The 13,641-nt window shown below is 44.5% G+C and carries 12 protein-coding genes; 4 read left to right on the top strand and 8 right to left on the bottom strand.

Annotated features, from left to right (window positions below):
* Positions 1–196 precede the first annotated feature (196 nt).
* The 8 genes from D0T50_RS06630 to efp form a co-directional block, all read right to left on the bottom strand.
* Positions 197–1,012, bottom strand: a complete 816-nt coding sequence (locus D0T50_RS06630; RefSeq protein WP_163222726.1) for a hypothetical protein — start codon at positions 1,010–1,012, stop codon at positions 197–199.
* Between the two features lie 317 nt (positions 1,013–1,329).
* Complete coding sequence (locus D0T50_RS06625) at positions 1,330–3,036, bottom strand: helix-turn-helix transcriptional regulator (protein ID WP_163222725.1); 1,707 nt, start codon at positions 3,034–3,036, stop codon at positions 1,330–1,332.
* 19 nt (positions 3,037–3,055) lie between these two features.
* The gene (locus D0T50_RS06620; RefSeq protein ID WP_163222805.1) at positions 3,056–3,820 is read right to left on the bottom strand and encodes a UDP-2,3-diacylglucosamine diphosphatase; all 765 of its coding nucleotides are present in this window, start codon (positions 3,818–3,820) and stop codon (positions 3,056–3,058) included.
* Positions 3,820–4,131: a metal-sulfur cluster assembly factor gene (locus D0T50_RS06615; protein WP_163222724.1), complete on the bottom strand. Its 312-nt coding sequence runs from the start codon at positions 4,129–4,131 to the stop codon at positions 3,820–3,822. The genes D0T50_RS06620 and D0T50_RS06615 overlap by 1 nt, the downstream gene beginning before the upstream one ends.
* A gap of 116 nt (positions 4,132–4,247) precedes the next feature.
* Complete coding sequence (locus D0T50_RS06610; RefSeq protein ID WP_239058224.1) at positions 4,248–6,560, bottom strand: TonB-dependent receptor domain-containing protein; 2,313 nt, start codon at positions 6,558–6,560, stop codon at positions 4,248–4,250.
* A gap of 100 nt (positions 6,561–6,660) precedes the next feature.
* Positions 6,661–7,353, bottom strand: coding sequence for a DNA repair protein RadC (gene radC, locus D0T50_RS06605; RefSeq protein ID WP_163222722.1), 693 nt, complete (start codon positions 7,351–7,353; stop codon positions 6,661–6,663).
* Positions 7,354–7,379: 26 nt separating this feature from the next.
* Positions 7,380–8,369: a glycosyltransferase family 2 protein gene (locus D0T50_RS06600; protein ID WP_163222721.1), complete on the bottom strand. Its 990-nt coding sequence runs from the start codon at positions 8,367–8,369 to the stop codon at positions 7,380–7,382.
* On the bottom strand, positions 8,370–8,939 hold the full coding sequence (efp, locus tag D0T50_RS06595; protein ID WP_163222720.1) for an elongation factor P: 570 nt from the start codon (positions 8,937–8,939) through the stop codon (positions 8,370–8,372).
* A 189-nt stretch (positions 8,940–9,128) separates the two neighbouring features.
* On the opposite strand from efp, the gene rpmH reads away from it, so the two are divergent.
* The 4 genes from rpmH to D0T50_RS06575 all read left to right on the top strand — a co-directional run bounded on the left by rpmH (position 9,129) and on the right by D0T50_RS06575 (position 13,302).
* A complete protein-coding gene (rpmH, locus tag D0T50_RS06590) occupies positions 9,129–9,287 on the top strand; it encodes a 50S ribosomal protein L34 (protein ID WP_163222719.1) in 159 nt (52 codons plus the stop codon).
* Between the two features lie 141 nt (positions 9,288–9,428).
* Positions 9,429–10,010: a hypothetical protein gene (locus D0T50_RS06585; RefSeq protein WP_163222718.1), complete on the top strand. Its 582-nt coding sequence runs from the start codon at positions 9,429–9,431 to the stop codon at positions 10,008–10,010.
* A 37-nt stretch (positions 10,011–10,047) separates the two neighbouring features.
* Entirely contained in the window at positions 10,048–11,289 is a 1,242-nt protein-coding gene (gene hflX / locus D0T50_RS06580; RefSeq protein WP_163222717.1) for a GTPase HflX, read from the top strand.
* A gap of 24 nt (positions 11,290–11,313) precedes the next feature.
* A complete protein-coding gene (locus D0T50_RS06575; RefSeq protein WP_163222716.1) occupies positions 11,314–13,302 on the top strand; it encodes a DUF4954 family protein in 1,989 nt (662 codons plus the stop codon).
* Positions 13,303–13,641: the final 339 nt, after the last annotated feature.

Genomic DNA, 13,641 nt, shown 5'->3' with positions numbered 1-13,641 from the left:
ACTATTGTGCATCAACACTGGCACGACAGTGCCAACACGTTGGCACAACCTCTTTCATGTATGAAAATAAAGTACAGGGAATAAGCAGAAATGAAAGGGAAGACAAACACCAACAAAGATTTCGACTTGAGCCAATAAAAAAATCCTGATCTCAATTGAAATCAGGATTCTTTTATTTATACTTCTATACAAATTGTTAGAACATAATTTTTTGAGTATAATTACCAGCTTTGATGATATATATACCTTTAGTAAGAGATACGTTCAAATCAACTGTATTGCCGCTTACACATGATGTCAGAACTTTTGCACCTAACGCGCTGTATATTTCAACAACTGTACCATCAGCTACATTGTCAACACACAATGTGTTACCTGCAAAATAGAATGTAGGAGAATCTACCTTTGAGTTTTCTACATTTGTTCCTGTTTTTTCAGCAAATGAGAATTTGTCCCAATATACAACAGCGCCTTTATAAGTACGGAATTGGAAATCAAGTCCATCAGCATTTAAAGGAACGGTTACATCTACTGTATATGTTTCCCATGCACCTTTTTTATCTGGGAAATAAGAACTTCCTGATGAGCTTTCATTACCCGGCCCACGCAATATAGGATATAAGCCTGTTGCAAGTAATTCTGCATCTGTAAAGAAAGTATCACCTGACTTAAAGTTACACCATATACGTGCGTCTGTACCGTCTCCGGATTCAATATAATAAGACATAGACAATGTATACGTCTTTCCCGGAGTAAGTGAAGCGATTGACTGACTCCAACTGATAGTACCACTGGCAGTAGTAGGAACATCCAATTTAGCTGAACTTGTACCATCAAGAACGATACTTGTCTCTGCTGTAATAGTATATTTTGAAGGAGAACCTATAACACTCCAGCCCGTAGGAGTGCCACTAGCCCAATCTTCAAAGCTTCCGTTAGTTAATAGATTTGTCTGTGCATTGGCAAACGCAAAACACAATACTAAAGATAAAAGAAAAGTAATTTTTTTCATAACTCTAAGTTTTAAAAAGGATTTATAAATTACCTGTATAATGAAAGAGGAAATTCCTCCTCTATATACAAGCATAAACTATTCGTATTAAAAACAAACTACGACATCAGTTATTTGATACCATTTTAAAGAAAAAACATTAAAAAGGCTTAACAAACAAATGCGCAAACAGTGTTTTTCAAAATAATTTCAAAAATAGACTAAAATACTTTACGACAAACAGGGAATCGATCTGTTTTGTGTTTTTTTCACAATATCCGACACAGTCTATCGTAACATACTATTTCAAAAATATAAATAAGGCTGATATAGCGAGATTAGTTAGAGAACCGTCGGAACTCATCGGGTGTCAGTCCACATTCTTTACGGAAAAGATTATGAAAGGTGTTGCGCGCTCCAAATCCGGATTCAGCGGCAACCACCTCAATTGTTAGCTTTCTATTGGTCAGCAATTCCCGGGCGTAGCGCAGGCGAAGGTTGTTCAGATATTCGTTTACGGTAAGGCCAGTATTGCTTTGTATGCTTCGGCGCACGTATGTTTCGTTGCTTCCAACGAGTGCCGCCAGCGATGTACGGTTGAGCGATGGGTCGACGAAAGCGCGTTCTTTTTCTACCAATTCGGTAATGCGTTCGAAGAGCTCATCAACTTTGGTCTCCGGTTCAAGGGCTTTGCGCTCCAGCGCGCAGGTTTGTAGCTGTTCGCGTAGGCGATCTTGCTCGTTGATGCGCTTAATGAGCAACTGATTTTTTATTTTTAGGTTACGCGAATAGAATATCCACAAGGTAAGCGCAATGAGTGCAAGTGCTAACCCGATGACAGCGAAGATGGCATAGTTTTTATTTCGGGCTTTCTCAAGTATGTGGCGGTCTACTTCGTACTTAGTTCGCATTTCGCCAAGCTTTGACTCGAGATTAAGACCCGTTATGGAGTCTTTCTTATCAATGTACATTTCGAAGAATTTCTCCGTTTGCTTGGCATTTCCCTGCATCGCATATATACGAGCTTTTTGGCGCAGCATCATGGCAACTGTATGCGGCTGGTTATCTTCTACGGCCGATTGATAGATCGAATCCAGGAGTACTAATACTTCGTCATACCTCCCCATTGTATATAGTATATTTGCTTCAAGATTCCATAGTTGACGATTAGTTCCGCTACCCAATAAGCTGCCGTAGGGGCGAGCCAGCTCGAGGTATTCGAGTGCTTTTTGGGGTTCATCGTTCCATGCATATACTTTCGCATACCCTTGGTATATTTCGTTATATTGGTCATGGTGCTCATGAGGAGAATCACCTTCGGCAATCATTTGATTTACTTCGGCTTCCCATTGTTTTATCAGCGCTAGTAGTTTCTCTGTCTTCCCTTCTGTAGCGTACTGCCTGCTGAGGTACCAGTATGCCGAGAAGCGGAAGTCTGATCGCGGATTTCCATCGAGCATTTTCAAGGCCTCCTCAAAGGTTGGTGTAGCTTCGGCATCGCGCACCAAGACGTTGTATCCTTTCCCAAGGTTTAGCAGAGCTGCCGCAATTGCTTCTTTATTTTTCAGTCGGATGGCCATGTCGTACATCTTTTGTGCCTCCTCGATACCCAGAGCTGCATCTTCTTGAAATATGATGCGACCCACCTTGAGGTTGTATGTATAGAAGTACATTTGCCACTGCTCATTCTTATGCATAAACTCAAGATAGCTTGGCATTACTTTGTCCATTTCGGTGTACATATTTTTGTTGAAGTACATTTCTATTTCCCAAAATTTGGCACGGGCTTCTTGAGCTATGTTATCTTGCCGTTGTGCTTCTTTGCCGTAGGCATGAATGTTAGCTATTACCTCTTCGGGGGTATGTGTAAATTTGATGATCTGGTGCAAACGCTGGTAAGCATCCAGTTTTTCTTCGCCTTCGAGGGTAGGAAGAAGAGCGACAATAGAGTCGGCATCGGGTTGTTTTGTGTCAATAATTTGAGCTATACCGAAGGTTGCGAATGCTGTTAGCAAGCATAGCGAGAGTATTATTTTTTTTAGCATGTTTAATTTCAGAATTTTATCAGGGCTGCGTTTCGCCTTCCACAAATTCCTCTAAGTAGAGGTGTTCTCCATCAAACACCGCATACGAGAAGTAGCTAATCCAGTCTCCCAGTATTATCATGCGGGCAGAGGCAGTAAGCATCAGGTCGAGCAGAATATGACGATGTCCATAAATGAAGAAATTGATATTGGGATGGTTTTTAAGATACTCTTTGGTGTAAAGCACGAGGTGTTCTTTGTCCTCGCCCATATAGTCAGGTTCTTTACCGTTTTCGCGTTTGAGGCGGCTGTTCCTTGCCCAGTTCAGCCCCAGTTCTACCGTCCAGCGAGGATGTATAGCCGAGAATATTCGCTGCAGGAATGGGCTGTGAAACGCTGCGCGTAGTATCTTAAATTTCTTGTCGGGGTCGCCCAATCCATCGCCATGTGCCAGATAAAACTCCTTGCCATGTATCTCGGTAGTAAGTGGTTGTTTGTGCAGAATGACGCCACACTCGGTGGTGAGGTAGTCGAAGCACCAGATATCATGATTGCCTATGAAGAAGTGCACTTCCACCCCCAAGTCGGTAAGCTCGGAAATCTTTCCGAGGAAACGAGTGTATCCTTTTGGCACCACATTTTTGAACTCGTACCAATAGTCGAACATATCGCCCAGCAGATAAACCGCCGATGCCTTATGTTTGATGCTATCAAGGAAATTCACCAAGCGGCGTTCGTGCGTACGTGTACTGCTTATGGCACGAGAGCCTAAGTGTGCATCGGAGAGGAAATAAACGTTTTTCATCATAAAAATCCCAGTTCGAGTTTGGCTTCTTCGCTCAGCATATCTTTGCTCCACTCGGGTTCAAAGACCAAGTTGATGATAGCAGCTTTTACGCCTTCTACCGATTCCACCTTCATGCGCACATCCTCCATGATGAAGTCTGCCGCGGGACAGTTGGGAGCCGTCAGTGTCATATCAATGGCTACCTCTCCTTCTTCAGAGACATCTATTTTATAGATCAGCCCCAAGTCGTACACATTCACCGGAATCTCCGGGTCGAATACTGTTTTCAGCACAGCTACGATTTTTTCTTCTATTTCAAATGTTGTCATAATTGTAGATTACAGCCTGTTGTTTAAGAAGGCTTTCCTGCAAAACTACACTTTTCCGACCGAACAGGCAAAAGATAAGATGTTATTTACACTTTTGCGAGCGTATGCCTCTGTTTTTATAGTCTTCCGCGTTCAGCTTCCGATGCCGACTCGCCTTTGTACTTGCTTCGGGTAGCATTAAACTTGTATCTGACGGAAAGAATAACCGCTTGCGTATCGTTTTTCTTATCGGCCAAAGAAGTTACGGGATACACGTTCATTCCATACTTCGATTTGGATGTTCCCAAAACATCCTGCCCTTGCAGATTGAGGATTAACTTATCGTTGAAGAACTTCTTGGTCAGCCTCATGTTCAGGCTGAAGTTATCGTACATATACATTAGCGCGCTGTGGCCTTTGGTTCTCCCCTGTATGTCGGCCATCAACACAAAGCCAGCAGGAAGTTCGAACGTATTCTGAAAGCTATAGAACAGATAGGGATCGTCGAACTTTTCTTTTCTAACGGCAGTGTAAGCCAGGAAATCCTTAGACACGCCCATCCCTACCGTAGGCTTCCATATACCGAAACGGGGCGAGTAGTAGGCCGACACAGAAAGGTTTTGCGAGTTCTTTAGATTCTCGGGGCGGTATAACACAATATTCATATCCTTATACTGTTGCGGTACAAACAGGGTTCGGTTGCTGTATATTTTGTAGGAAGCCATGAATTTTACATCGCGCCAAAGGAGCGAATACGATATGTCGCTTACCTTAGTTGGTTTCAGGTATGGGTTTCCGGTTTCGTAAGTGTAGGGATCGTCGAACTGAATGCCGTTGCGCAACTGATAGTAGCTGGGCCTGCTGATGGTAGCGCGGTAGCCCAACATCATTTGTATTTTTTCGCCCTGATAACTTATGGAAGCAGTGGGAAAGAAATCGTTGTAGGTGCGACTTTGCTCATCAACACGATTAGCGTTCTCAAAATAGTCGAAGTTCACATTCTCGAAGCGCGCTCCCAAGCTGAATGCCCATTTGTTGATAGACCTGGAGTAATTGGCAAAGGCGGCAAACAGCTTTTGCTTAGACAGGTTGGTGTTCGACTCCAGGTCTTCGGCTCCTTCGTTATCGTCTACAATATAGTTTTGCTCGTTGGTGGTGCGGCTGTATTCAATCCCATATTTGAGTTCACTTCCCCATACAGGTGTCGTCAAGGTGAGCTTGGCAGCATACAAGTCGTAGTCCTGTAGCGAGCGGGTGGCTACTGTTTCTTCGTCAGTACGGGTGGTGAGCGAGGTTTGGCGATTCTTGCTGTCGCCGCTGGCATAATCGAAATCCAGTTGTACTTTCAGCCATGTAGCCAAACTGCCGGTGTAATACGCGTTTAATAGATGCGAACGGCTGTCCATTTCGAACAGGGATGTTGAACAAAGTTCATCGGCAAGAGTATTGTTGATGTAAACACGAGTGGGTAAATCCAGATTAATGTTGGTTTTGGGAGAAGTTTCATATATGTATTTGCCCCCAATAGAGTGGTTTTCGTTGAACATATAGTTGAGGCCTCCTTCTGCGTAATGGTTCTCGTAGTGGTGCATTTCAACGCCGTCGCCTATTACATTCGTGGCTTGCTGATCGGTTTCGAGCAGACGTTCCAGGTAGTTTTCTACTTTCCGGCGATTGTCGTTGTACCAGTAGTAACCAAATATATCGAGGTTGTTTATACGGTAATTCAGGTCGACCGACGTGGTAGAGGATAGTTTGTTGCGGAAGTCGAGTTTTCCAAACACTTCTCCTCCCAACCCTTCGCCCGGCGGACGGGTGGCTTCTATGCGGATAACGGCACTGACGGTCGCATCGTATTCAGGCCCCGGATTGGTTATTACGGTTACTTTCTTGATGTTGGTTGAGCTTAACCGTTCCAGTTCGTTGGCGTTTCTTACCAATCGGTTGTTGATGTAAATCAGCGGGGTTCCTTTACCCAATACACTAAGTGCATCACCATCCTTTACCACAAAGGGGAGTTTTTCCAGTACGTCGTTGGCTGTGCCCAAGCTGCTAAGCGGACTGTTTGCCACATCGGTAGATATACCTCCATTCTCCATTTTGAATATCTTGCGGGTAGCTTTTATCACCACCTCGTCGAGCAGATTCGCATCTTGAGCAAGCATGATAGTATTGAACGTGCTTCGAGATGCAATTGTATCTTTGGTGATGTAGCCCAAGTAGCTTATTTTGATGTTCTTGGTCTCCGCTTCGGACGCTAGTGCAAAGTTGCCGTCTGCATCAGTTACTGTTCCGGTTGCTGCTGTGTTGTTGTCCAATACTACGATGTTGGCAAACGGCAGGGGTTCGGATGTGGTTTTATCAATGACCCTTCCCTTGATTTGTTGTGCGTGAAGAGTGACACTTAAAAGAGAGAAAAAAAGAATGAATGCGGTAAGTAGCTTTCTCATATTAGTGCGCATTAAATATACAAAAGAATGCGCAAATGTATGAAATTTTTCTTTCGAAATAACTGTTTTTGTATCATTTTGTTCTTTCAAAAGAAAAACATCAAAGCTCCCCCTCATCGGCAAAGCTATAATACGTTCCATCGCAAACCACGAGGTGGTCGGCTAGACGGATGTTCATAGTCTTGGCACCCTGAGCAACGGATGAGGTCAGTTTCCTGTCGGCAGCACTGGGTGTGGCATTACCCGACGGGTGATTGTGCACAAGGATAATTCCGGTGGCACGATGCAAGAGGGCTTCGCGTAATATGGTGCGCACATCGGCGTATGTGCCATCTATACCACCTGTGCTAATGCGCAGCTTATCTATTATTTTGTTGGATTGGTTGAGCAATACCAACCAGAACTCTTCTTGCGGAAGATCACACATCACCGGGTGGAAGAGGTTGTATACATCCTTCGAAGATAGAATACGCGCACGCTCTTTCGGATCCTGCATCTTTCTGCGTTTTCCTATCTCTAGGGCCGCCATTAAGGTGGTTGCCTTGGCAGGACCTATTCCTTTGAAGCGGGCATATTCGGCAAAACTCCATTTACCCAGTTCGTTGAGGTTGTTATCGCAAGCAGCCAGGATACGGCGCATGAGTTCCACCGCACTCTCTTCTGTATTTCCCGAGCCAATGAGGATGCCCAGCAGTTCGGCATCGCTTAGTGTATCGATACCTTTGGATAACATCTTCTCGCGCGGACGGTCTTCTTCCGCCCACTGGTTAATTGTCAGCTTTGTTTTCAGCATGAATGTGTATCAAACAAGTCTTTTTATTATTTATAGCGGTTTTTATGGAAGATATCCGCCTCATCTTGTTTCAGCACGCAAAGCAGCCACCATGCGCGTAGAAATCCAGTCCCATAGCCCAGCAATTGAATAAAAGCCGCAACCACCGAATAGCATCCAATGGTAAAGCTCCGGTTTTTAATAGTCGCGTCCGCCAATACCAGCAGTATATAAAGAAGGATAAGCAAAAGCAGGGATGGGAAGAAGGCCCCGCCAATAAGCAATATGCCCATGCCCAGCGTAAAAAACGCCGGAAGCGTATGTACCAACTTTAACGACTCAGGATATTTTTGGTAAAGCAATATGCGTGCAATGCCAAAGTTATGTACCTGCTTAAAGAATCTTCGGAAGTTGGTGCGACGTTTGTGATATACCCACGCATCAGGAAACAACCGGCAGGAGTAGCCACTCTTAAAGATGCGGATGCTCAAGTCAATATCTTCGCCAAGGTGCATTTTAGGAAACCCGCCCAGCGCATCGAATACTTTTTTCGAGATACCCATGTTAAAGCTTCGGGGGTAGAACTTATCCATTTTCTTTTTGCCACCCCGAATACCTCCGGTGGTGAAGAAAGAAGTCATAGAGTAGTTGATTGCCTTCTGAATATCGGTGAAGGATTGGTGAGCCTTGTCGGGTCCTCCGAAAGCATCAGCATGCGCCCTATGCAGTTCTTCCTGCACAGCATTAAAATAACCTTCGGGTAGAATACAGTCCGAATCGAATATAACCAGATATTCGCCACGGGCTCTTTCGGCGCCATAGTTTCGTGTTTGCGCCGGTCCGGTATTGGGTTTAAAGAAATAGCGTATGGTTAGTCTGTCGGCATATTTATCGGCAACCTCTTTGCAAGGAATCGTCGACCCGTCTTCTACCAGCACAACCTCAAACTCCTTGTATTGCTGGAGTGTGAGGCTGTGTAATAGTTCGTCCACTTCGTCGGGACGATTAAAGACGGGGATAATGACGGAGAAGAACATTTATTGTACCTTCACGCGTCCTTGATATGAGCCGTCTCTTGTATCTATTTCGATGGTTTCGCCTTCGTTAATGAAAAGCGGAACACGTACTGTGGCACCTGTTTCTACTGTTGCGGGTTTGGTTGCGTTAGTAGCAGTGTCACCTTTTACGCCTGGTTCTGTATAGGTAATTTTCAGTTGTACTTTAACCGGTACTTCGGCAAAGAGTACTGTTTCCGACTCTGCGTGCGAAACTACATCCACCATGTCGCCCTCTTTAAGGAAATCAACCCCTGTAATCATATCTTTTTGAATAGGCACTTGCTCGAAAGTCTCCTGACTCATGAAGTTGTATCCCATATCATCTTGATAAAGGAATTGATATTGACGACGTTCAATGCGCACTTCGTCTATTTTAACGCCGGCGTTGAACGTTTTCTCGAGCGTACGTCCTGTTGTTACGCTCTTCATTTTGGTACGAACGAAAGCAGCACCTTTCCCAGGTTTTACATGCAAGAATTCTGTGATGAAATAATAGTGCCCATCCAAATCGATGCACATTCCGTTCTTAATGTCTGATGTAGTAGCCATATAACTTTTTTATGTGATTAGTATGATATTTTCTCTTAGGCAGAGTGTTTTAACGATGCAAAAATAGTCTAAATCGCCAAATTCGCAATAATAAATGACTAAAAAAGAGGCAATTCTTGGTTTATTAAAAAAAAGTCTCTATTTTTGCAACCCGATTTCGCAGAATAATAACGTAAAGAATATATAGTAATGAAAAGAACATTTCAACCCTCTAACAGAAAGAGAAAGAACAAGCACGGTTTCCGTGAAAGAATGTCGAGCGCTAACGGTCGTAGAGTATTAGCTTCTCGCCGTGGTAAAGGCAGAAAGAAATTAACCGTATCTGACGAATACAACGGATGTAAGTAATCTCGTCAAGATACCAGATACAAAGAATACAAAGGGAGTGTGGATGACAAATCTTCACTCCTTTTTGTTTTATTTTCTTTGTAGCAATGACATTTCTTATAAATATTCCTACTTTTGTATGAAACATCTTACTGTTGTACCATGAAATTAATTACTCTTTTAGCTGTAACGCTGCTTTCGTCAACACTCCTATTGGGGTGTCGTACGCAGAAAACACAGCAAACCGAAACCGAAACAAAAACCGAGATTATCGTGGAATCATCTCAACCCACAAGATTAGAAGCACAGCGCACAGGCGGAGGCAATAGAACCGCTAGCAGAGCTATGCCCGCTGTTATTGTTTACAAAACAACCAAAGATTACAATAACCTGGTGCCGGTTATCATGAATGATGCCCGCACTGCCATTGTGTCTTATCCGCATCCGACGGATGCAAAAAGAGGATCGGGCTATGCTACACCAACACGCTTAAAAAACGGCTACCTACTGGACAACAGAGGTATCAACCGCAATGTGGCTTTCCTCAATTACACCTACGAGGCATATAGCAAGTTAACCGCCGCACCTTCCATAGAAGAACTTCTTAACTGCATTGTAGACAAATACCCATTGGTGGAGATGTACGAATGTAGCAGAAAAACAGACTACAGCAACGTAGAGTCGGAGCTGAATGCTGTCATTGAAAAAGGTTTTCCTAATTGCAAACGCGTTGTAGGAGAATAAAAATAATTATCTTTGCTGCTCCATATAAACAAACCGAATGAAAGACTTTATAATATCCCAAGCTGAAGTAGAAACCACCGTACTCGTAGCGCTCATCACCCAAACACAAGATGAACGTAAAACCCTTGAGTACCTCGACGAATTGGAGTTCCTCGCAGAAACAGCCGGTGCAGAAGTGGTTAAGAAATTCACCCAACGATTGGACTCGGCACACCCCGTTACCTATGTTGGAAAAGGGAAACTACAAGAAATAAAAGAGTATGTGGAAGAGCACGAGATAGGGATGGTTATCTTTGACGACGAACTATCTGCCAAGCAATTGCGCAACATTGAAGGCGAACTAAAGATAAAGATACTGGACCGCACCTCGCTCATCCTCGACATATTTGCCATGCGCGCACAGACTGCACACGCCAAAACACAAGTGGAGCTGGCGCAATATCAATACATGTTGCCACGTTTGAAACGCCTTTGGACACACCTCGAAAGACAAGGGGGTGGTTCGGGTAGCGCACGTGGAGGTTCTGTGGGGCTTCGTGGCCCGGGTGAAACGCAGTTGGAAATGGACCGCCGCATCATCCTCGGACGCATGGCACTACTAAAAGAACAGCTAAAGGATATAGACCGCCAAAAATCGACCCAACGCAAAAACCGCGGTAAGATGATTCGCGTGGCACTGGTGGGATACACCAATGTGGGCAAGTCCACCTTAATGAACCTACTATCAAAAAGCGAGGTTTTTGCTGAGAATAAACTATTTGCCACACTCGACACAACCGTTCGCAAGGTAATTATTGAGAATCTTCCGTTCCTTTTGTCAGATACTGTGGGTTTTATCCGCAAGCTCCCTACCGACTTGGTAGAGTCTTTCAAGTCCACGCTCGACGAAGTGCGCGAAGCCGATTTGCTACTACATATCGTAGACATCTCGCACCCCGGATTTGAAGAACAAATAGAGGTGGTAAACAAAACCCTTGCCGATATTGAAGGCGCGGGTAAGCCCACCATGATTATATTCAATAAGATAGACGCATATACCTATATAGAAAAAGCATCAGACGACCTCACCCCCCGTACAAAAGAAAACTTAACACTCGACGAACTGATGAAAACATGGATGGCAAAGATGGAGGACAACTGTCTGTTTATCTCTGCCCGCGAGAAAATCAATATCGAAGAACTCAAACGTGTGGTTTACGACAAGGTAAGAGAACTACATGTGCAACGGTTCCCGTATAACGATTTCTTGTATCAGACGTACGAAGAAGAGGAAGAATAAGAATTAGATAACAATATTAGTATCATGGGGGAATATAGAAAACTGAGCGGGGGCGAGATCTCCCGACTTAGTAGTCAGTCGTGTGTGGCCGACAATTGGGATAACGTATGGGTTGACGAATACTTCAGTACGGAGTATGTGCACCATACACGTTTTTCGGGAGTTATTAAACTGGGCGTATTCCAGTCCGACTTCACACTCCCGGGAGGAATAAAGAAACATGCAGGACTTAAACATGTAACGCTCCACAACGTAACGCTGGGAGATAACTGCTGCATAGAAAACATCCAAAACTACATCGCCAACTACGAAATAGGACACAATACATTCATCGAGAATGTAGACATTATGCTGGTAGACGGTGTGTCCAAATTTGGCAATAGCGTAGAGGTATCCGTACTCAACGAAACCGGTGGGCGCGAAGTATTGATTAACGACAAGCTCTCAGCACACCAAGCCTATATTTGCGCGCTCTATCGCCATAGGCCCGAGCTTATTTGCCGCATGAAGGAGATTGCCAACTACTATTCCGACAAACATTCGTCGAGCATAGGGCATGTGGGCAGCCATGTGAAAATTATCAATACCGGCTCCATCAAAAATATGCGAATAGGCGATTATTGTCATATTGAAGGGACTTTGCGTTTGGAAAACGGAAGTATTAACAGCAACGAGCAAGCACCCGTCTACATTGGGCATAGCGTTATCTGCGAAGACTTTATCATCTCTTCGGGTTCGCATGTTGATGGCGGAACCATGCTTACCCGCTGTTTCGTGGGGCAAGCCTGTCGGTTGGGACACAACTACTCGGCTTCCGATTCGCTCTTCTTCAGCAACTGCCAAGGCGAGAACGGCGAGGCATGTGCTATCTTCGCGGGGCCTTTTACCGTGACGCACCATAAATCTACCCTACTCATTGCCGGTATGTTCTCTTTTATGAATGCCGGTTCGGGTTCTAACCAAAGCAACCACATGTACAAGCTCGGTCCTATACACCAGGGAACAATGGAAAGAGGTTCAAAAACCACTTCCGACTCCTACATCCTTTGGCCGGCGCGTATTGGTGCTTTCTCGTTGGTAATGGGTCGTCACGTCAATCATTCGGACACCTCCAACCTGCCCTTCTCATATCTGATAGAGAAGAACGACACCACCTACCTGGTGCCGGGAGTAAACCTGCGTAGTGTAGGTACCATCCGCGATGCACAAAAGTGGCCCAAACGCGACAGACGGAAAGACCCCAACCGTTTGGACTTCATCAATTACAATCTCCTGAGCCCTTATACCATACAGAAAATGTTCAAGGGTATAGCCTTACTTAAAGATCTCAGCCGCATCTCGGGCGAGACTTCTGAACTCTACTCCTACCAAAGTGCTAAGATTAAGAGTTCCTCGCTACGCAAAGGCATCGAGCTTTACAACACCGCCATTCATAAGTTTTTGGGGAACTCCATCATCAAACGACTGGAAGAAATAGTCTTCAAGAGCGACGAAGAGATACGTGCGCGCCTCAAACCCGATACCGAAATAGGAACAGGAGAATGGGTGGATATCTCTGGGCTCATAGCTCCCAAAAGCGAGATAGACAAGCTACTGGACGGTATTGAAAACGGCAATATCAACCGCTTACACTGCATCAACGAAGCCTTTGAGCAAATGCACCGCAACTACTACACGTATGAGTGGACATGGGCATACAATAGAATAGAAGAACACTACGGCATCAACCCCGAAACCATTACTGCTAAAGATATAATCGCTATTGTAGAAGCATGGAAAGAAGCCGTTGTTGGGTTAGACCGCATGGTGTACGAAGACGCACGCAAAGAATTCTCGCTCTCATCGATGACAGGATTCGGTGCCGACGGATCGCGCAGCGAGATGCAGCAAGATTTCGAGCAGGTACGTGGCGACTTCGAGAGCAATACTTTTGTTACTGCAGTGTTGAAACATATCGAAGAAAAAACCGCGCTTGGCAACGAACTCATCGTGCGGATGCAACATATAAAGTAAGTATTCTACATCGGCAGGAAAATCTAAAAGCTAACGTTTAGTGTATAAATAGCTCCAGAGTGGAACACGTGTAGTGTTTGGCTCTGGAGCTATTTGCATAATGGATTGAGAGACTATGCCTCATCGATAATCCGCCTATGGCTGAAGAGGCATTAGCCTATGGACGACGGAGCATGAGCCTATGGCTGAGGAGGCATGAGCCTATGGACGACGGAGAAAGCTTTATTAATATTATCTATCAAGAGAAACTGTTTTAAGTTTTGCTCATTCCAAATGTAGTTTTAGCAAATAGGCCTTCACATTCACATATCGCTGTAAGCGAGTGATATTAAGCAAGTT

The sequence above is a fragment of the Bacteroides sp. 214 genome, from assembly GCF_010501015.1.
Classification (GTDB): Bacteria; Bacteroidota; Bacteroidia; order Bacteroidales; family Bacteroidaceae; genus Bacteroides.
The sequence above is the reverse complement of the archived record's forward strand: the minus strand, read 5'-3'. Positions and strand labels throughout refer to the sequence as shown.